This window comes from Kitasatospora sp. NPDC051914 (assembly GCF_040680995.1).
Classification (GTDB): Bacteria; Actinomycetota; Actinomycetes; order Streptomycetales; family Streptomycetaceae; genus Kitasatospora.
In genome coordinates, this window is record NZ_JBFAXX010000044.1 from 38699 (window position 1) to 57590 (window position 18892).

An 18892-nucleotide genomic window follows, 5' to 3' on the forward strand; every position below is an offset into this window, starting at 1 on the left:
TCCGGTGTTACGCACGGGCAATGGCGGCGAATCCGGGCCTCCCTAATTTCTGTCGCATGACAGAAATCCACGACGGCGAGGCCGGCACCGCCACCACCACGGCCGCCCGCGCCCACGCCAGGTCCCAGGCGGGCACGGTCGTCGACTGCATGCCGCAGCTGCCGCCGCCCCCGGGCACCCTGTGGTCCGAGACCGTCGCCGGCGGCGGCTACACCCACCTCGTCCTCCCGGCCGGTGCCCTGGTCACCCTCACCGACCGGGACGGCGACGCCTGCGCCCAGCTGCTGCTGTACGTCACCGGGCGGCCGTGGGAGCGGTTGAACACGGCCGACACCGTCAAGGTGCAGTGGAACGCCTACCTCACCGGGGGCAGCCAGCTGCTCTCCGGCGAGGGCCGGGTGCTCGCCACCCTGGTCGAGGACACCTCCGGCCGGCACGACGCGCTGGCCGGCGCCTCCACCGCCGCCCGCAACACCGCCCGCTACGGCGACGGTTCCGCGCACGGCCCCTCCCCCGCCGGCCGCGAACTGCTCACCCTGGCCGCCGCCAAGCACGGCCTGACGAGGCGCGACCTGCCCGCCCCGGTCTCCTTCTTCCAGGGCGTCACCGTCGAGGCGGACGGCACCCTGCGCCACACCGGCCCGGCCGGCCCCGGCGCCCGGGTCGTCCTCCGGCTGGAGCAGCACACCACCCTGCTGCTCGCCAACACCGCCCACCCGCTGGACCCGCGCCCGGCCTGGCACTGCACCCCGCTGCAGGTCACCGCCGTGCCCGGCGAAGTGACCGGCCCCGGCGACCCGCACTGGGACGCCACCCCCGAACGCCACCGCGCCCACCTCAACACCGCCGCCCTGGGGGCCCGATGACCGTCCTGCTCGATGCCGAGGTGCCCGCCCGCGGTGCCTGGTCCGCCGTCGTCCGCCGCGGTCAGCGGCTCACGATCACCGACCTCGGCGGCAACCAGGCCGTCGACTGCCTGCTCTACGACGCGCACGACACCGCCGTCCGCTACAGCGCCGCCGACACCCTGCAGGCACAGGGCTCGGTCTTCCTCGGCAAGGGCAGCGTGCTGCTGTCCACCGAGCACACGCCGCTGATGACCGTGGCCGAGGACGACTGCGGCCGGCACGACACCATCGCCGGCGCCTGCTCCAAGGAGTCCAACACCCTGCGCTACGGCCACCACACCTGGTCGCAGCACGCCTGTGTGGAGAACTTCCTCGCCGAGGGCGCCCGGCACGGCCTCGGCAAGCGCGACCTGGTCTCCAACATCAACTGGTACATGAACGTACCGGTCGAGGCGGACGGCACGCTCGGCATCGTCGACGGCATCTCCGCCCCCGGCCTGCGGGTCGTGCTGCAGGCCGAGACGGACGTGCTGGTGCTGGTCTCCAACTGCCCGCAGATCAACAACCCGTGCAACGGCTTCGACCCCACGCCCGTCCGCATGACGATCACCGAGGACTGAGCGGCGACCATGGCCTACGACACCCTGCTGATCGCCAACCGCGGCGAGATCGCCGCCCGGATCGTCCGCACCGCGCGCCGGATCGGCATCGCCACCGTCGCCGTGTACTCCGACCCGGACCGCTCCGCCCCGCACGTCCGGCTCGCCGACCACGCGGTGCGGCTCGGCCCGGCCGCCGCCAAGGACAGCTACCTGCGCACCGACCTGGTGCTGCAGGCCGCCCACGACAGCGGTGCCGGCGCGATCCACCCCGGGTACGGCTTCCTCTCCGAGGACGCCGCCTTCGCCCGGCAGGTGGAGGCCGCCGGGCTCGCCTTCGTCGGCCCCACCCCCGGCCAGCTGGAGGTCTTCGGCGCCAAGCACACCGCACGGGCCGCCGCCGAGGCCGCCGGCGTGCCGCTGCTGCCCGGCACCGGCCTGCTGCCCGATCTGCCGGCCGCCCTCGCCGCCGCCGAGGCCGTCGGCTACCCGGTGATGCTCAAGGCCACCGGCGGAGGCGGCGGCATCGGCATGCAGGCCTGCCGCAACGCCGACCGGCTCGCCGACGCATGGGAGCGGGTGCAGCGGGTCGCCGCCGCCAGCTTCGCCACCGCCGGTGTCTTCCTGGAGCGGCTGGTCGAGCACGCCCGCCACGTCGAGGTGCAGGTCTTCGGCGACGGCACCGGCCGGGTGGTCACCCTCGGCGACCGGGACTGCTCGCTGCAACGCCGCAACCAGAAGGTCCTGGAGGAAGCCCCCGCACCCGGCCTGCCCGACCGCGTCCGCCGGCAACTCGCCGACTCCGCACGGGAGCTGTGCGCCTCCGTCGGCTACCGCTCGGCCGGCACCGTCGAGTACGTCTACGACGCCGCCCGCGAGGAGGCCTACTTCCTGGAGGTCAACACCCGCCTCCAGGTGGAACACCCGGTCACCGAGGCGGTGTACGGGGTCGACCTGGTCGAGTGGATGCTCCGGCTCGCCCAGGGCGACCGCTCGGTGGTCCGGGAGGTCGGCGCACCCGACGGCCACGCCGTGGAGGCCCGCGTGTACGCGGAGGACCCGAGCCGCGACCACCGGCCCAGCGCCGGCCTGCTCACCGAGGTCGTCTTCCCCGACGGCGTCCGGGTCGACACCTGGGTGGAGACCGGCACCGAGGTCACCACCGCCTACGACCCGATGCTCGCCAAGGTGATCGTGCACGGCGCCGACCGGGCCGACGCCCTCGCCCGGCTCACCGGCGCCCTGGACGGCACCCGCATCCACGGCATCGAGACCAACCTCGGCCTGTTGCGCGCCGTCCCCGCCGTCCCTGCGATCGCCGCGGCCGAGCACCACACCGGCACCCTGGCGCACGTCGCCGACCCCACCCCGCGGATCGAGGTCGTCCGGGCCGGCACCCAGACCACCGTCCAGGACTGGCCCGGCCGCACCGGCTACTGGCACGTCGGCGTACCGCCCTGCGGCCCGATGGACGACCTCTCCTTCCGGCTCGGCAACCGGGCCCTCGGCAACCCCGAGGGCGCCGCCGGCCTGGAGTGCACCCTGCTCGGGCCCGCCCTGCGCTTCACCGCGCCCACCTGGGTCTGCGTGACCGGCGCCCCGACCGCCGTCACCGTGGACGGCAGCCCCGTACCCCAGTGGGAGCCGGTGCTCGTCCCGGCCGGCGGCCTGCTCGACATCCCCGCCCCGCCGGGGCCCGGCCTGCGCAGCTACCTCCTGGTCGCCGGCGGCATCGAGGCACCGGACTTCCTCGGCAGCGCCGCCACCTTCACCCTCGGCGGCTTCGGCGGCCACGGCGGACGGGCGCTGCGCACCGGCGACGTCCTGCACGGCGGCACCGGCACCCTCGGCGAGGGCGCGGGCCCGGTCGCCGACCGCCCCGGGTTCACCTCCGAGTGGCAGCTGCCCGCGGTCGAAGGACCGCACGCCGCACCGGAGTTCTTCACCGAGCAGGACATCGCCGACTTCTACGCCGCCGACTGGTCGGTGCACTTCAACAGCGCCCGCACCGGAGTCCGCCTGGTCGGCCCCAAACCCGCCTGGGCCCGCCCGGACGGCGGCGAGGCCGGCCTGCACCCCTCCAACATCCACGACACCCCGTACGCGGTCGGCGCCGTCGACTACACCGGCGACATGCCCGTCCTGCTCGGCCCGGACGGCCCCTCCCTCGGCGGCTTCGTCTGCCCCGCCACCGTCGCCTCGGGCCAGCGCTGGAAGCTCGGCCAGCTCCGCCCCGGCGACAGGGTCCGCTTCGTGCCCGTCACCACCGAGGACGCCGCGGCGCTGCGCCGCACCCCGGCCGCCGCACCGCAGGCCTCCCGCCCGGCGATCGTGGACGGCGGCATCCTGCACCGCACTCCCGCCGGCCGGGACCGGCCGAGCGTCACCTACCGGCGCAGCGGCGACGACAACCTGCTGGTCGAGTACGGGCCCATGCAGCTCGACCTGGCCCTGCGGATGCGCGTCCACGCGCTGGCCGAGCAGCTCGCCACACGGCGTCCGGAGGGCGTCGTCGACCTGACCCCGGGCATCCGCTCGCTGCAGGTGCACGTCGACCCGGACGTCCTGCCGCTGCCCGAACTGCTGGCGCTGGTACGGGAGATCGAGCGGGCACTGCCCGCCACCGACCGGCTGGTGGTGCCCAGCCGCACCGTCCACCTGCCGCTGTCCTGGGACGACCCGGCGACCCGGGAGGCGATCGAGCGCTACATGGCGGGCGTCCGGGACGACGCGCCGTGGTGCCCGTGGAACATCGAGTTCATCCGGCGGATCAACGGCCTGGCATCGGTGGACGAGGTGTACCGCACGGTCTTCGACGCCGAGTACCTGGTGCTGGGCCTCGGCGACGTCTACCTGGGCGCGCCGGTCGCCACCCCGCTCGACCCGCGGCACCGGCTGGTCACCACCAAGTACAACCCGGCCCGCACCTGGACGGCGGAGAACTCGGTCGGCATCGGCGGCGCCTACCTCTGCGTGTACGGCATGGAGGGGCCCGGCGGCTACCAGTTCGTCGGGCGGACGGTGCAGATGTGGTCGGGCTGGCAGCAGCGCGGCCCGTTCGAGCCGGGTGCGCCCTGGCTGCTGCGGTTCTTCGACCGCATCCGCTGGTACCCGGTCTCCGCGGAGGAACTGCTGGAGATGCGGGCCGACATGGCCGCCGGACGGTTCGCACCGAAGATCGAGGAGGGCGGGTTCGCGCTCGCCGACCACCTGCGCTTCCTGGAGGAGAACGCCGGGCCGATCGCCGAGTTCCGGGCCGTCCAGGCGGCGGCCTTCGCCGCGGAGCGGCAGGCTTGGGAGGAGGCGGGCGAGTTCGACCGGGCCGAACGGGCGGCCGGCGCCGCACCGGTGGCACCGCGGACCGTCACCGCGCCGCCGGGGGGCAGCGTGGTGGAGGCCGAATTCACCGCCTGCGTCTGGAAGGTCGACGTGGCACCGGGCGAACGGGTGCGCAAGGGGCAGCAGTTGATGGCACTGGAGGCGATGAAGATGGAATCGGCGGTCACCGCGGACCGGGACGGCGTGGTCGCGGAGCTGCTGGTCGGCCCCGGCGACCAGGTCGAGGCGGGCAGCCCGCTGGTGGTGCTGGGGGCGGCCGCATGAGCACCACCCCCGCCGGCGCCGTGGAGCGGGTCCGCCGGGCGTACGAGCGGATCGCCGCCGCCGACCGGCCCGAGGTGTGGATCGACCTGCGCCCGCAGGCGGAGGCCGAGGCGGAGGCCGCCCGGATCGACGCCCGGGCGGCGGCCGGCGAGCACCTGCCGCTGGCCGGCACGGTCTGCGCGGTCAAGGGCAACATCGACGTCGCCGGGCTGCCCACCACGGCCGGCTGCCCCGACTACGCCTACCTGCCCGACCGGGACGCCCCGGCGGTCGCCCGGCTGCGGGCGGCCGGCACGGTCGTCCTGGGCGCCACCAACCTCGACCAGTTCGCCACCGGCCTGGTCGGCACCCGCAGCCCGTACGGCGCCGTCCGCAACGCCTTCGACCCGGAGCGCATCGCCGGCGGGTCCAGCTCCGGATCGGCCGTGGCGGTCGCCCTCGGCCTCGTCGACCTGGCGCTCGGCACCGACACCGCCGGTTCCGGCCGGGTGCCCGCCGCGTTCAACGGCATCGTCGGCCTCAAGGCCGCCCCGGGCCGGGTGCCCACCGAGGGCGTCGTCCCGGCCTGCGCCGGCCTGGACTGCGTGTCGGTGTTCGCCCGGACGGTCGGCGAGGCGGAGGCCGCCCTGCGGCTGGTCGCCGACCCGGCACCGGTGCCGCCGCCCGCACGGCGCCCCGGCCCCTGGCGGATCGCCGCCCCGGACGCCGCCCGTCTCGGCACCCTCGCCGACGGGTGGGCCGAGGCGTACACGGCCGCCGCCGACCGGCTCGCCGCAGCCGGCGCCGAACTGCGCGACCTCGACCTGACACCCTTCGACACCGTCGCCGCCATGCTCTACCAGGGTGCCTTCGTCGCCGAACGGTACGCCGCAGTCGGCGAGTTCGTCGACGCCCTCACCGCGAAGGACGGCGCAGGGCTGGACCCGGTGGTGGCCGGGATCATCCGCGCCGCCCGGGACGTCCCCGCCCACCGGCTGTACGGCGACCTCGCCGAACTGGCCCGCCTGCGGGACCTCGCCCTGGCCGAACTCGGCGACGCGGACGCCCTGCTGCTGCCCACCACCACCTGGCACCCGACCTTCGCCGAGGTGGCAGCCGACCCGGTCGGCAGCAACGCCCGCCTCGGCCGGTTCACCAACTCGGCTAACCTGCTCGGCCTCTGTGCGATCGCCGTCCCCGCGGACACGGTCGACGGCCTCCCCTTCGGCGTGATGCTGGTCGGCCCGGCCGGCACCGAGGAACGGCTGGGCACCCTCGCCCGCCTCCTGACCGAACCGCCGGTCCGCCTCGCCGTCTTCGGCGCCCACCTCACCGGCCAGCCCCTCAACGGCCAACTCACCGCTCTGGGCGGCCGCTTCTGCACCACCGTGCGGACGGCGCCGGTCTACCGCCTGTACGCCCTGGACACCGTCCCGCCCAAGCCCGGACTCGTCCGGGTCGACGAGGGCGGCGCAGCCGTCGCCGGCGAACTCTGGGAACTCCCCGCCTCCGGCCTCGGCACCCTCCTGGCCGCCCTCCCCCACCCCATGGCCCTCGGCCCCGTCCACCTCGCCGACGGCAGCCGCACCCCCGGCTTCCTCTGCGAACCCGCAGCCCTCCCGGGAGCCGAGGACATCACCGCCTCGGGCGACTGGCGGACTCATCTGTCGAACCCGTAGGGGCGCTGGGGGTCCCTCCCGGCCGAAGGCTGGGGGCGGAACTGCGCGAGGCGGAAGAAGCTGAGCTTCAGATCCTCCCCTTCGCGCAGTTCCCCGCGCCCCTGGTGGCCGGCCCTTCAGCGTGCGCGGAGCCGTACCGGCTCCTCCTCGGGGGCATCCAGCCCCGCGGCCCAGAGCGACCGCACATGGCCGAGGTGGCGCGACATGCACTCCTCCGCGGCCTCGGCGTCCCCGGCCAGCATCAGGTCGAGCAGCTCCAGGTGCTCCTCCGCCGAGGAGACGAGTTCGCCGCGCTGGTCCAGCCGGGTGAGCCCGTACAGCCGGGACCGCTTCCGCAGGTCGCCGACGGTCTCCACGAGCCGGGCGTTGCCGGCGAGGCCGAGCAGGCCGAGGTGGAAGCGGCGGTCGGCCTCCAGGTAGGCGATGAGGTCGTGCTCGCGGGCGGCGGCGACGATGGCCTCGGCCTCGGGGCGGAGGGCCTCCAACTGCTCGCGGGTGGCGGTGCGGGTGACCCGGCCGACGGTCGGGACCTCGATGAGGGCGCGGATCTCGGTGAATTCGTCGAGGTCGCGTTCGCTGAGTTCGGTGACCCGGAAGCCCTTGTTGCGGACGGCCTCGACGAGGCCCTCGCGGGCGAGGTCGAGCATGGCCTCGCGCACGGGGGTGGCGGAGACGCCGAAGTCCGCGGCGAGGGCGGGTGCCGAGTAGACGACGCCGGGGCGCAGCTCGCCGGAGATCAGTGCCGCGCGCAGGGCGTGGGCGACCTGGTCGCGCAGTCTCTCCTGGACGGAGATGAGGGCGCGGGGCTTGAGGTCCGCCATGGTGTGCCTCCGGAGGTGTACTGGACCCCATCGTACAATGTCACGTTGCGCCGGGCCTGGTGGCGTTCTCGTACTGGGCGGCGGCGACTGCGAGATCCTCCCAGGCCATGCCGACGCTCTTGAACAACCGGGGCCGATCATGGGGGACAACTTCCCCGCCCGCCACCAGTTCTGAAAGATTAGCAAGCGGTGCGGGGCCGTCCTCGGCGAAGGCCACCAGCAGGTCCCCCGCCTCGCGCAGAGCGGCCGCCCGCGCCTCGACGTACAGCGCCGACCTGCGGACGAGCGTGCTGTCGACCTCCCGGGCGCCCGGTTCGTGCGAGCCGACCGCGGCGACGGCGGCGTGGTCGGGGACGAGCCGTCCGTCGAAGAGCGGGGTGCGGGCGGTGGTGCAGCAGACGACCAGGTCGGCTCCGGCGACGGCCTCCGGCCCGCCGACGGCCGCCGTGGGGCCCAGGGTGCGGGCGTGCGCGGCCAGTTCCTCGGCCGGACCGCGGCGGCGGCCGACCACCGTGACCCGGTCGATCGGCCGGACCGCGAGGAGCGCGGCCAGGTGCCCGTACGCCTGCGGCCCGGTGCCGAAGAGCACCAGGTGCCGGGCGTCGGGGGCGGCCAGCCGGTCGAGGGCGAGGGCGGTGACGGCGGGGGTGCGCAGGGCGGTGAGGTCGGCGCCGTCGAGCAGGGCGAGCGGTTGCAGGGTGGGGCCGTCGAGCAGCAGGTAGCTGCCGGTGATGCGGGGCAGGCCGCGGGCCGGGTTGCCGGGTACCACGCCGGCGGTCTTCACCCCGGCGTAGCCGCCGGCCGCGGCGGGCATGAGGAGCAGTTCGCCCGCCGGCACGGCCACCGCGGTGCGGGGCGGCTGGGTCTCGGGGTCGAGGCCGGCCGCCAGGGCGTCGGCGAGGGCGCGGACGGCCCCCGCCGGGCCGAGGGTGAGCGGCAGGTGCGGGATCACAGCAGGAAGCCCGTCCCGAGCCGGTCGTCGGGGTCGAGCAGGAAGCGGTGCTCGCCGGTGCGGTGGGCGGTGCCGGTGACCTCGGTGAGCAGGCCGCCGGACCGCTCCCCCAGCACCCGGCCGGTGAACTCGGTACCGACCAGCGACTGGTGGCGCAGCACCTGCCCGGGGGCGAGCCGGCCGTCGGCGGCGAGCAGGGCGAGCCGGGCGGAGGTCCCGGAGCCGCACGGCGAGCGGTCGATCTGGCCGTCGGCGAAGACGGTGACGTTGCGCTGGACGGGCCCGTCCGGGGAGTCGGGCAGGTCCTCGTACAGGACCACCCCGTAGACGCCGGAGAGCCGGGGGTCGGTGGGGTGCCGGGTGGCGGGGTGGCCGTCGAGGGCGGCGCGGACGGCCTGTCCGGCGGCGGTGAGGCCGGGCAGCCGGGCCGGGGTGACCGCAAGTCCGAGGTCGGCGGCGCGGACGGAGGCGTAGCAGGCGCCGGCGTGGGCGACGTCCACCGTGCAGGGCCCGTACCGGGTGTTGACGGCCAGGGCGCGGGCGGTGACGAAGGCGGGCACGTTGCGGAAGGCGATGCCGGTGGTGCGTCCGCCGTGACGGTGCACGGTGGCGGCGACCCGTCCGGAGGGGACGTCGATCCGCACTTCGGCGGTGCCCTCGTCGGGGGCCGGGACGCGGCCGGTGTCGACGGCCCAGGCGGCGAGCGCGATGGTGCCGTGGCCGCAGGCGGTGGAGTAGCCGTCCTTGTGCCAGAACAGCACGCCGAGGTGGGCGCCGTCGTCGTCGGGCGGCACGACGAAGCCGCCGTACATCCCGGCGTGGCCGCGCGGTTCGCGGGTGAGCAGCCGGCGGAGTTCGTCGAGCTGGCCCGGTCTCGGTGCGGTGGCGGTGCCGCCGGCGCCGATGGCGACGGCGCGGCGTTCGGCGACGGTCTCGCCGGGGACGGGCGGCAGGCCGCCGGCGACGATCCGGAAGGGCTCGCCGGCGGTGTGGTAGTCGACGGCCTCGACCGCTGCGGGTGCGGGTGCGGTGCTCATGCGGACGGGAGCAGCGTGACGGTGCGGCTGGCGGTGTAGAACTCGAGGGCGGCGGCGCCCTGTTCGCGTTCGCCGTAGGCCGCGGAGCCGGTGCCGCCGAAGGGCAGGTGGAAGTCGACGCCGGTGGTGGGGGCGTTGATCCGGATCATGCCGGCGGCGAGGCGGTCGGCGGCGGCGAGTGCGGTGTCCAGGTCGCGGGTGTGCACGGAGGCGGCGAGGGTGTGCCGTCCGGCGTTGGCGAGGGCGATCGCCTCGTCGAGGTCGGCGGCGGGCAGCAGGACGGCGATCGGGCCGAAGAACTCCTCGGTGCGCAGCGGGTGCCCGGCGGGCACGTCGGCGAGCAGGGCGGGTGCGAAGCCCCAGCCCGGGCCGTCGGTGCGCCGGCCGCCGGCGAGGACGGCGGCCCCTGCGGTGCGGGCGGAGTCGACGGCACCGGTGAGGCGGTCGAGGGCGGCCTCGCCGATGACGGGGCCGCACTCGGCGGCGGTCAGCCGCTTGGCGAGGGCCTCGCGGAGCGGCTCGTACGCGGCGCCGACGGCGATCACCTGACCGGTGGCGGTGCACTTCTGCCCGGCGTAGCCGGCGACGGCGGCGGCGAGGTGGTCGGCGGCCTGCTCGATGTCGGCGTCGGGCAGCACGAGGGCGGAGTTGAGGCCGCCGAGTTCGGCCTGCGCGGGGATGCCGCGGGCGGCGGTGGCGGCGATGACGGCCCGGCCGACGGCGGTGGAGCCGGTGAAGGAGACCACGTCGGCGGTGTCGACGAGTTCGGCGCCCTCGGTGGCGCCGCCGGGCACCACGGTGAGCACGCCCTCGGGCAGATCGAGGAGTTCGGCGAGGCGCAGGGCGCAGGCGGTGGCCTCGGGGGCGGGCTTGAGGACGGCGGTGTTGCCGACGGCGAGGGCCGGGGCGGCCTTCCAGACCGGGATCGCCAGCGGGAAGTTCCACGGGGTGACCAGCCCTGCGACGCCGTGCGGGCGGCGGCGGGTGAGCAGCAGTCCGGGCCCGGCGGCGGTCTCGTGGACGGCGCCGGACGGGGCGTAGGGCGCCTGCGCGTAGTAGCGCAGGATGGCGACGGCGCGGGCGGCCTCGGCGCGGGCCTCGGCGAGCGGCTTGCCGACCTCGCGGACGGCGAGGGCGGCGAGTTCCTCCGCGGCGGCCTCGACGGCGTCGGCGGCCCGGCCGAGGGCGGCGGAGCGGGCGGCCGCCCCGGCGGCGTGCCAGTCGGGCTGGGCGGCGCGGGCCCGCTCCACAGCGGCCTGGGTGCCGAGGGCGCCGGCGGTGTCGGCGGCGATCACCAGGTCGGCCGGGTCGGCGGGGTTGTACGAGCTGACGGTCACGTCGGGGCCCTTCGGGTGGGTGCGCGGGACGGGCGGGTGCCGACCGGTCTCAGAGCAGGAAGCCGGCCGGGAACGGGTCGTCGGGGTCGAGGAAGTACTGGGCGGTGCCGGTGAGCCAGGCGCGGCCGGTGACGGTGGGCACGATCGCTGGGCGGCCGGCGACGGTGGTCCGCTCGACGATCCGGCCGGTGAAGGTGGTGCCGATGAAGGACTCGTTGACGAAGTCCTGGCCGATCGGGAGTTCGCCGCGGGCGTTGAGCTGGGCCATCCGGGCGGAGGTGCCGGTGCCGCACGGCGAGCGGTCGAACCAGCCGGGGTGGATGGCCATCGCGTGCCGGGAGTGCCGGCCGGTGGAGCCGGGGGCGAGCAGCTGCACGTGGTGGCAGCCGTTGATGGACTCGTCCTCGGGGTGGACGGGCCGGTCGGTCTCGTTGATCGCGGCCATCACGGCGAGGCCGGCGTCGAGGATCTCCTGCTTGCGGGCCCGGTCGAAGGGCAGGCCGAGCCGCTCCAGCGGCAGGATCGCGTAGTAGTTGCCGCCGTAGGCGAGGTCGTAGGCGACGGTGCCGTACCCGGGGACCTCGACCTTGAGGTCGAGTCCGGCGGAGAAGGAGGGCACGTTGCGGATGGTGACGGCCTTGGCGGCGCCGTCCTCGACCCGCACCTCGGCGACCACCAGCCCGGCCGGGGTGTCCAGGCGGACGGTGGTCACCGGCTCCTGCACCTCGACCATCCCGGTCTCGACGAGCACGGTGGCCACCCCGATGGTGCCGTGGCCGCACATCGGCAGCAGGCCGGAGACCTCGATGTAGAGCACCCCGAAGTCGGCGTCCGGCCGGGTGGGCGGCTGCAGGATCGCGCCGCTCATCGCGGCGTGGCCGCGGGGCTCGTACATCAGCAGGGTGCGGAAGTGGTCGAGGTGCTGCTGGAAGTGCACCCGGCGCTCGGCCATGGTGGCGCCGGGCAGGGTGCCGAACCCGCCGGTGATCACGCGGGTGGGCATGCCCTCGGTGTGCGAGTCGACGGCGTGGAACACGTGGCGGCTGCGCATGGCCGCTCCCCCTCGTCGGGTCTGTGGGTCGGTCGGTTCAGGGGCGCGGGGGGCCGCCGGCCTTCGGCCGGGAGCTGCCCCCGGCGCCCCTGAGTGGTCACCCTGCGTCCTAGGACAGGCCCTCGGCGAGGGCCTTCTCGGTGGCGGCACGGACGGCGGCCGCGACCTCCGGGGCGAGCGGGCCGCGGGGCGGGCGGCAGGGCCCGCCGGGCATCCCGGCGATGTCCATGGACAGCTTGATGGCCTGCACGAACTCGGTCTTGGAGTCCCAGCGGAGCAGCGGGTGCAGGGTGCGGTAGAGCGGCAGCGCGGTGGCGAGGTCGCCGGCGACGGCGGCCTCGTAGAGCGCGACGGAGGCCTTCGGCAGGGCGTTGGGGTACCCGGCGATCCAGCCGACGGCACCGCCGAGGGCGAGCTCCAGCAGGACGTCGTCGGCGCCGATCAGCAGGTCGAGGCCGGGCGCGAGTTCGGCGATCTGGTAGGCCCGGCGGACGTCGCCGCTGAACTCCTTGACCGCGACGATCGAGCCGTCGGCGTGCAGCCGGGCGAGCAGTTCGGGCACCAGGTCGACCTTGGTGTCGATCGGGTTGTTGTACGCGACGACCGGCAGCCCGGCCTTGGCGACCTCCGCGTAGTGGGCGCGGACGGCCGCCTCGTCGGCGCGGTAGGCGTTGGGCGGCAGCAGCAGTACCGAGCCGGCGCCGGCCTCGGCGGCCTGCTCGGCCCAGCGGCGGGACTCGGCGGAGCCGTACGCGGCGACGCCGGGCATCACCCGGGCGCCGTCGCCGGCGGCCTCGACGGCGGTGCGCACCACGCGGGCGCGCTCCTCGGAGGTGAGGGTCTGGTACTCGCCGAGCGAGCCGTTGGGGACGACGCCGTGGCAGCCGGCGTCGACGAGCCGGCGGACGTGCTCGCCGTAGGCGTCGTAATCGACCGACAGGTCCTCGCGCAGCGGCAGCGCGGTGGCGACCATGATGCCGCGCCAGGGCCGGGCGGGGTCGTACGGGACTCGGGTCATGGGGCTACGCTCCTGAGTAGTGATGTGTGACATTTTACAAGGGTTCGCGGGGCGCCACAAGGGCGCCCCGCCGGACGGGCCGGGCTCATGCCTCCCGGGCCGCGCCGTCGGCCAGCTGCGCGAGCGGCACCGGGCAGGCCAGCGGACGGCTGTCGGGCCGCGGCTCGCCGCCCCCGGCCAGGCAGGCCACCGCGGGCCCGCACATCCGGCCCTGGCACCAGCCCATGCCGGCCCGGGTGAGCAGCTTGACCGTCCGGGCGTCACCCGCGCCGAGCTCCTCGACGGCCTCGCGGATGCGGGCGGCCGGCACCTCCTCGCAGCGGCAGACGTCGGTGTCCGGGGTGAGCCAGCCCGTCCAGCCGGGGCCGGGCCGGTGGGCGGCGGCCATCAGGCCGGCGAAGGCGCGCCGACGGCGGCGCAGCGACCGCAGCGCGGCCGGCACCGGCCGGCCGGCGATCTCCCGGGCCGCGATCGCGCCCTCGACCAGGGCGAGATCGGCGCCGCCGACCCCGCAGGTCTCCCCCGCCGCCCAGAGACCGGGCAGGCTGGTGCGCAGCCGCTCGTCGACGTCGAGGGCGACGGCGCCGTCCGGGCCGGTGCGGGTGGCCGCGCCGAGTTCGGTGGCGAGTTCGATCTGCGGCAGCAGGCCGTGGCCGACGGCGAGCGCGTCGCAGGCGACGTGCCGCTCGGTGCCGGGCACCGGCCGCCAGTCGGCGTCCAGCCGGGCGACGGTCACGCCGGTGACCCGCTCCTCGCCGTGCACGGCGACGACCGCGCTGCGCGGCCGCAGCCGTACCCGGTGGCGCAGCAGCAGGGCGGCGTGCCGGGCGCCCTCGGCGAGCTTGGCCGGGTTGGCGGCGAGGGCACCGGGTGCGCGGGCGTAGCCGAGGTATCCGGAGGCCTCCACGACCTCGGGCACCTGCGCGCCGGCCGCGGCGAGCGAGGCGGCGGCGGCGAGCAGCAGCGGGCCGCTGCCGGCCACCACGATCCTCCGGCCGGGCAGCACCAGGCCGGACTTGAGCATGGCCTGGGCGCCGCCCGCGGTGACCACACCGGGCAGGGTCCACCCGGGGAAGGGCAACTGGCGTTCGTACGCTCCGGTGGCGAGCAGCACGGCGCGGGCCTCGACCACGGCCGCCCCGTCGCCGCCGGGCCCGCGGACGGCGTGCAGCCGCCAGGGCTCCCCGGGCTCGGCCGTCCAGACGTGGTGGCCGGACAGGTGGTCGACCCGGCCCGCCCGGACGTGCCCGGCGAGGGCGCGGTCGAGGGCCGCGAAGGCGGGCCAGTGGTGGTGCAGCCGCTCGGGACGGGCGGCGCGGAGGCCGGGCGCGGGGTGCCGGTAGTACTGGCCGCCGGGCTGCTCGGCGGCGTCCAGCAGCGCGCAGCGCAGGCCGAGGCCCGCGGCAGTGGCGGCGGCGGCGAGCCCGGCCGGTCCGGCGCCGACGATCGCCAGGTCGTAGGGCCGGGCGGCCGGGTCAGACTTCGAGGTCGGCACGGCCGTGTCCCTCCTGGGTGGTGACGACGGTGCCGGGCTCGGCGGGCAGCAGGCAGGTGCGCCGGTTGGGCCGGCCGTCGACGGTGGCGAGGCAGTCGAAGCAGACGCCGATGCCGCAGAACGCGCCGCGCGGGCGGCCGCCGACCCGGGTGCGGCGCCAGGCGAGGATGCCGGCCGACCAGAGCGCGGCGGCGATGCTCTGCCCGGGCAGCGCCGGAACGGGCCGCCCGTCGAACTCGATGGTGTGCGCCGGGCCGGGCCGGGCCTCGACCAGGTCGGCGGGGGTGCGGTGCGCGGTCATGCCTCTCCTCGGGCGGCGGTTCGGTCGGCCGGGCCGTCGGCGGGCGGCCCGGCGAAGCGGTCGGCCCGGAACGGCGCCGGGTCGAGGGCGGTGGGGCCGCCGGTGAGCTGCTGGGCGATCAGCAGTCCGGTGGCGGGCGCGAGCCCGATGCCGGCGCCCTCGTGCCCGCAGGCGTGGTACAGGCCGGGCACCCGCGGGTCGGCGCCGATCGCCGGCAGGTGGTCGGGCAGGTACGGGCGGAAGCCGCGGTAGGCGCGCTGCACGGCGACCTCGCGCAGCACCGGGAAGAGCGCGGCGGCCTGCGCGGCGAGCCGCTGCAGCACCTCCACCGAGAGCGTGCGGTCGAAGCCGACCCGCTCCCGGCTGGCACCGATCAGCACCGGCCCGGCGGGGGTGCCCTCGACGACGGCCGAGGTCTGCAGCGCGGCGGAGCCGCTGGCCACGTCGGCCACGTAGTCGGCGGCATAGACCTTGTGCCGGACGATCCTCGGCAGCGGCTCGGTGACCAGGACGAAGCCCCGGCGGGGCAGTACGGGCAGGTCGATGCCGGCCAGTGCGGCGACCTCGCCGCCCCAGGTGCCGGCGGCGTTGACCACGGCGGGGGCGGCGATCTCCCGGCGGTCGGTGACGACCCCGCGGACGGCGCCGTCGGGGCCGGTGCGCAGCGCGCGGACGGCCTCGCCGAGGAACCGGTCGGCGCCGGAGGCGCACAGCAGGTGTGCGGCGGCGAGGGCCGGCTGCACCTGGGCGTCCTGCGGGTAGTGGACGCCGCCGGCCAGGCCGGGGGCGAGGTGCGGCTCCAGCTCGGCGAGCCGGTCGGCGGCGATCTCCTCGGCGGTGACGCCGGCGGCGCGCTGGCCGGCCGCGAAGCGGTGCAGGGCGGCCAGGCCCTCCGGGTTGGAGGCGACGACCAGGCCGCCCTTGGGCTCGTACTCGACGGCGTCGCCGAGCTCCTCGGCGATCTCGCGCCAGAGGCGGGCGGAGAGCAGGGCGAGGTCGAGCTCGGGGCCGGGCTCCTTGTCGGAGACGAGCAGGTTGCCCTCGCCCGCGCCGGTGGTCCCGCCGGCCACCGGGCCGCGGTCGACCACGGCGACCCGCAGGCCGGCCTGCGCGGCGTAGCGGGCGCAGGCGGCGCCGACGACTCCGGCGCCGATCACCACGACGTCGTGGGAGGGTTGGATGAGCACAGCAGTAATATGTCACATGGTTTACGTCGGCGAAAGAGCCCCGGGGACTCGGCCCCGGTGACGGGCCCCCTGGTCCACGCTGCCCCGGATCAGGGCTTCCCGCAGGTCCGGGTTGCCCCCGGGAACGCCGGAAGCCCCGGCTCGCCGAGTGGTCGGCGGGGCGGGGCTCCCGGAGGAAGGCGTGGATCAGGTGATGTCGTCCATCTGCTCGTGGCGGGCGGCCGGCACCGGGGCGGGCGCCTCGGGGGCGGCCGAGGCCTCGATGGCCTCCGGGCCGGAGACGCCCTCGACCGAGAGGTCCAGGTGCGAGGCCTCCTCGTCGCTCAGCCCGGCGTCCGGGTTGCGGCGGGCCCGGCGGCGGTCGTTGAGGATCGCGATGCCGGCGGCGAGGAAGTACAGCGCCCAGATCGGCGCGGCCAGCGCGATCATGCTGAGCGGGTCGGCGCTGGGGGTGGCGAAGGCCGCGAAGACCGTGATGCCCATGACCATGCCGCGCCACCAGCCGAGCAGCCGCTTGCCGCTCAGCACGCCGATGAGGTTGAGCATGACCAGCAGCAGCGGCAGCTCGAAGGCACCGCCGAAGACCAGCACCATCCGGGTCACGACGTCGAGGTAGTCCTCGGCCGGCATGATCGGCACCGTCTCGGTCGGTGCGAAGGAGATCAGCATCTCCGCGGTGGCGGGGAGGATCAGGTAGGCGAGCACGGCACCCGCGAGGAACAGCGGGATGCCCGCCGCCAGGAAGCTCATCGAGTACTTGCGCTCGTGCTTGTGCAGGCCGGGCGCCACGAACGCCCACAGCTGGTACAGCCAGACCGGGGTGGCCGCGACCACGCCGGCCGTGAGGCTGACCTTCAGCGCGAGGGTGAACGGCGTCAGCAGGCCGATGGTCGACACCACGCCGCACCGCTCGCCGTTGACCGTCAGACCCTTCTCGCCGCAGGCGGGGAGCGGCTCGAGCAGGAAGTTGGTGAGCTCCCGGTGGAAGAACGCCGCGACGATCGTGGTGATCACGATGGCGAGGACCGACTTGACCACCCGGTTGCGGAGCTCGCGCAGGTGGTCGGCGAGCGCCATCCGGCCCTCGGGGTCCTTCGGCGGCTTCGGCGCCTTGGAAGACTTGCTCAAGCCCGGTCCTCAACTCGTACGACGGAGCCCGCCGGACGGCGGACCCCCGATGGCCGTGGGTACCGGCTCAGCCCTGCGGGGCCGTGCCGTGGTCGGCGGCGACCGGACGGGCGCTGCCCGAACCGGGTGCCGGCTTGATCGTCATGGGCACGGGCTCCGCCTCGGGGCGTGCCTGCGGGGCCGCACCGGCGCCGTCCGCCCGCAGGGCCCCGGCCTCGCTGCGCAGGATGCGCAGTGACTTGCCCAGTGCCCGGGCGGCGTCCGGCAGCCGCTTCGCCCCGAAGAGCAGCACCGCCAGGACCACGACCACCAGGATCGCCGTCGGCGAGATGCGCATCAGCCACCACCACTTCCCTCAGCGGGGCGTCCTCCCCGTTGCGGGCGATGGTAGTCGTTGCCGTCGACCGCCCGGCAACCGCCGTCCCACTGCGGCCCCGGCCGCACCGCGGGGCCTGCCACGAGGGTACCCGGCCGGGTCAGCGGCCCGGGAGGTCCGCGGCGGCGGAGGCGAGTGCCCGGGAGGCCGCGTCGACCTCGCGGGCCAGCGAGCGGACGTCCGCCCAGAGCCGGACGGCGAGCACGCCCAGGACGAGCAGACCGGCGGTGGACAGCAGGACGGCGGCGGTGATGGTCCACGACATGGGACGACCCTACCGGCCGGTCAGCCGTCGACCGGGAGCAGCCGCATCGTGCTGACCCCGGCCGCCGTCATCGCCTGGACGATCTTCTCCCCGGCGGGCTTGCGCACCGACGCCCCGCACTCGGGGCAGACGAACCCGTAGAAGGTGCGCTCCGGCGTCGGCCCGAGCGCCAGCCGGAAGTCCTCCGCCGGGATCTCGACCTTCTCCCGGCACTGCGAGCAGTAGACCTGGAACCTGGTGCCGTGCGCCACCGATCAGGCCCGCCCCTCCGGATAGCCGGCGAGCGCGGCCAGGGCCGCCTCGCGGGCCTGCTCGGCGAGCTCCGGCGGGGAGACGATCCGGCCGTCGCGGCCGAGCCGCAGCGCGAGCGGGCGCAGCCCGGACGGGTCGGCGCTGCGCAGGGTGATCCGCAGGCCGCCGTCGGGCAGCTCCTCGGCCTTGTCGTGGGTGTAGTACTCGGCGACCCAGCGGCCGCCGGGGCCGACCTCGACGATCACCTCGGGGTCGTCGGCGGCCGGGTTGACCAGGCCGGCGGAGAGGTCGCGGGGCTCCACCCGGGGCGGGTCCGCGGGCTCGTCCAGGATCCTGATCTCGGCGACCCGGTCCAGCCGGAAGATCCGGCGGTCCTCGGAGGTGCGGCACCAGCCCTCGAGGTAGGTGTGGCCCTCGGCGACCAGGCGGATCGGGTCGACCTCGCGCTCGGTCATGCCGCCGCGGCCGTGCGACCAGTAGCGCAGCCAGATCCGGCGGCCCTCGGTGAGGGCGCGGTCGATGTCGGCGAAGACCTGGCCCTCGGCCTCGAAGGTGACGCCGACCCGGGCGCTGGACTCGGCGCTCTCGCCGGCCGCGTCCTCGATCTTGGTGACGGCGCGGGTGAGCGCCTCCCGGTCGCGGCGGCGCAGGCCGGGCAGGCCGGCCACCGCGCGGGCGGCGACCAGCAGGGCCGTCGCCTCGTCGGCGGCCAGGCGCAGCGGCTGGGCCACGTCGTCGACGTTGTGCCACCAGATCCGCTCGCCGTCGGTGTCGATGTCGAGCAGGTCGCCGCCGCGGAAGCTGGTTCCGCACATCGGCAGCACGTTGAGGTCGCCGATCAGCTCCCGCTCGGTGATGCCGAAGGCGCGGGCGACCTCGGCGACCTCGGCGCCGGGCCGCTCGCGCAGGTAGGTGACCAGCGAGAGCATCCGCCGGGTCTGGTCGATCGCATTGCTCATGGCTG

At 75.9% G+C, this 18892-nt stretch carries 18 protein-coding genes; 4 read left to right on the plus strand and 14 right to left on the minus strand.

Features of this window, described 5'->3' with window-relative positions; all coding sequences use genetic code 11:
• Positions 1-56 precede the first annotated feature (56 nt).
• From AB0M03_RS26460 to atzF, 4 genes are read left to right on the plus strand one after another with little or no spacing between them, the layout of a single operon-like run.
• Positions 57-866 carry an urea amidolyase associated protein UAAP1 gene (locus AB0M03_RS26460; RefSeq protein ID WP_363495005.1) on the plus strand — a complete coding sequence of 270 codons (810 nt, stop codon included), beginning with the start codon at positions 57-59 and terminating at the stop codon, positions 864-866.
• Positions 863-1468 (plus strand): urea amidolyase associated protein UAAP2, encoded by a 606-nt coding sequence (locus tag AB0M03_RS26465; protein ID WP_363495007.1) that lies wholly within the window; start codon positions 863-865, stop codon positions 1466-1468. Before AB0M03_RS26460 ends, AB0M03_RS26465 begins: the two co-directional genes overlap by 4 nt.
• Positions 1469-1477: 9 nt before the next feature.
• A complete protein-coding gene (gene uca / locus AB0M03_RS26470; RefSeq protein ID WP_363495009.1) occupies positions 1478-5050 on the plus strand; it encodes an urea carboxylase in 3573 nt (1190 codons plus the stop codon).
• The gene (gene atzF / locus AB0M03_RS26475) at positions 5047-6708 is read left to right on the plus strand and encodes an allophanate hydrolase (protein WP_363495011.1); all 1662 of its coding nucleotides are present in this window, start codon (positions 5047-5049) and stop codon (positions 6706-6708) included. Before uca ends, atzF begins: the two co-directional genes overlap by 4 nt.
• A 116-nt stretch (positions 6709-6824) precedes the next feature.
• Here atzF and AB0M03_RS26480 read toward each other — a convergent pair whose 3' ends face one another.
• From AB0M03_RS26480 to AB0M03_RS26545, 14 genes are all read right to left on the minus strand, one after another.
• The gene (locus AB0M03_RS26480; protein WP_363495013.1) at positions 6825-7529 is read right to left on the minus strand and encodes a GntR family transcriptional regulator; all 705 of its coding nucleotides are present in this window, start codon (positions 7527-7529) and stop codon (positions 6825-6827) included.
• A 40-nt stretch (positions 7530-7569) separates the two neighbouring features.
• The gene (locus tag AB0M03_RS26485; protein ID WP_363495015.1) at positions 7570-8481 is read right to left on the minus strand and encodes an ornithine cyclodeaminase family protein; all 912 of its coding nucleotides are present in this window, start codon (positions 8479-8481) and stop codon (positions 7570-7572) included.
• Positions 8478-9518: a proline racemase family protein gene (locus AB0M03_RS26490; RefSeq protein ID WP_363495017.1), complete on the minus strand. Its 1041-nt coding sequence runs from the start codon at positions 9516-9518 to the stop codon at positions 8478-8480. The genes AB0M03_RS26485 and AB0M03_RS26490 overlap by 4 nt, the downstream gene beginning before the upstream one ends.
• Positions 9515-10855 (minus strand): aldehyde dehydrogenase family protein, encoded by a 1341-nt coding sequence (locus AB0M03_RS26495; RefSeq protein ID WP_363495019.1) that lies wholly within the window; start codon positions 10853-10855, stop codon positions 9515-9517. The genes AB0M03_RS26490 and AB0M03_RS26495 overlap by 4 nt, the downstream gene beginning before the upstream one ends.
• Positions 10856-10904: 49 nt before the next feature.
• Positions 10905-11906, minus strand: a complete 1002-nt coding sequence (locus tag AB0M03_RS26500) for a proline racemase family protein (protein WP_363495021.1) — start codon at positions 11904-11906, stop codon at positions 10905-10907.
• A 109-nt stretch (positions 11907-12015) separates the two neighbouring features.
• Complete coding sequence (locus tag AB0M03_RS26505) at positions 12016-12924, minus strand: dihydrodipicolinate synthase family protein (RefSeq protein WP_363495023.1); 909 nt, start codon at positions 12922-12924, stop codon at positions 12016-12018.
• A gap of 85 nt (positions 12925-13009) precedes the next feature.
• Entirely contained in the window at positions 13010-14419 is a 1410-nt protein-coding gene (locus tag AB0M03_RS26510; protein ID WP_363495025.1) for an FAD-dependent oxidoreductase, read from the minus strand.
• Entirely contained in the window at positions 14400-14720 is a 321-nt protein-coding gene (locus AB0M03_RS26515; RefSeq protein ID WP_363495027.1) for a (2Fe-2S)-binding protein, read from the minus strand. The genes AB0M03_RS26510 and AB0M03_RS26515 overlap by 20 nt, the downstream gene beginning before the upstream one ends.
• Positions 14717-15907 (minus strand): FAD-binding oxidoreductase, encoded by a 1191-nt coding sequence (locus AB0M03_RS26520; protein WP_363495029.1) that lies wholly within the window; start codon positions 15905-15907, stop codon positions 14717-14719. The genes AB0M03_RS26515 and AB0M03_RS26520 overlap by 4 nt, the downstream gene beginning before the upstream one ends.
• A gap of 186 nt (positions 15908-16093) precedes the next feature.
• Positions 16094-17035 carry a twin-arginine translocase subunit TatC gene (gene tatC, locus AB0M03_RS26525; RefSeq protein WP_363495031.1) on the minus strand — a complete coding sequence of 314 codons (942 nt, stop codon included), beginning with the start codon at positions 17033-17035 and terminating at the stop codon, positions 16094-16096.
• A 67-nt stretch (positions 17036-17102) separates the two neighbouring features.
• Positions 17103-17375: a Sec-independent protein translocase subunit TatA gene (tatA, locus tag AB0M03_RS26530; protein ID WP_363495077.1), complete on the minus strand. Its 273-nt coding sequence runs from the start codon at positions 17373-17375 to the stop codon at positions 17103-17105.
• A 136-nt stretch (positions 17376-17511) separates the two neighbouring features.
• Positions 17512-17676, minus strand: coding sequence for a hypothetical protein (locus AB0M03_RS26535; RefSeq protein ID WP_363495033.1), 165 nt, complete (start codon positions 17674-17676; stop codon positions 17512-17514).
• A gap of 20 nt (positions 17677-17696) precedes the next feature.
• A complete protein-coding gene (locus tag AB0M03_RS26540; protein WP_363495035.1) occupies positions 17697-17927 on the minus strand; it encodes a hypothetical protein in 231 nt (76 codons plus the stop codon).
• A 3-nt stretch (positions 17928-17930) separates the two neighbouring features.
• A complete protein-coding gene (locus tag AB0M03_RS26545) occupies positions 17931-18887 on the minus strand; it encodes a WYL domain-containing protein (RefSeq protein ID WP_363495037.1) in 957 nt (318 codons plus the stop codon).
• Positions 18888-18892: the final 5 nt, after the last annotated feature.

What these genes read in the sequence shown, in the direction of transcription:
- AB0M03_RS26515 (WP_363495027.1), bottom strand. Translation starts at nt 14,720, where the DNA reads ATGACCGCGCACCGCACCCCCGCCGACCTGGTCGAGGCCCGGCCCGGC.
- AB0M03_RS26535 (WP_363495033.1), bottom strand. Translation starts at nt 17,676, where the DNA reads ATGTCGTGGACCATCACCGCCGCCGTCCTGCTGTCCACCGCCGGTCTG.
- AB0M03_RS26545 (WP_363495037.1), bottom strand. Translation starts at nt 18,887, where the DNA reads ATGAGCAATGCGATCGACCAGACCCGGCGGATGCTCTCGCTGGTCACC.
- AB0M03_RS26460 (WP_363495005.1), top strand. Translation starts at nt 57, where the DNA reads ATGACAGAAATCCACGACGGCGAGGCCGGCACCGCCACCACCACGGCC.
- AB0M03_RS26465 (WP_363495007.1), top strand. Translation starts at nt 863, where the DNA reads ATGACCGTCCTGCTCGATGCCGAGGTGCCCGCCCGCGGTGCCTGGTCC.
- atzF (WP_363495011.1), top strand. Translation starts at nt 5,047, where the DNA reads ATGAGCACCACCCCCGCCGGCGCCGTGGAGCGGGTCCGCCGGGCGTAC.
- AB0M03_RS26505 (WP_363495023.1), bottom strand. Translation starts at nt 12,924, where the DNA reads ATGACCCGAGTCCCGTACGACCCCGCCCGGCCCTGGCGCGGCATCATG.
- AB0M03_RS26480 (WP_363495013.1), bottom strand. Translation starts at nt 7,529, where the DNA reads ATGGCGGACCTCAAGCCCCGCGCCCTCATCTCCGTCCAGGAGAGACTG.
- AB0M03_RS26490 (WP_363495017.1), bottom strand. Translation starts at nt 9,518, where the DNA reads ATGAGCACCGCACCCGCACCCGCAGCGGTCGAGGCCGTCGACTACCAC.
- uca (WP_363495009.1), top strand. Translation starts at nt 1,478, where the DNA reads ATGGCCTACGACACCCTGCTGATCGCCAACCGCGGCGAGATCGCCGCC.
- AB0M03_RS26500 (WP_363495021.1), bottom strand. Translation starts at nt 11,906, where the DNA reads ATGCGCAGCCGCCACGTGTTCCACGCCGTCGACTCGCACACCGAGGGC.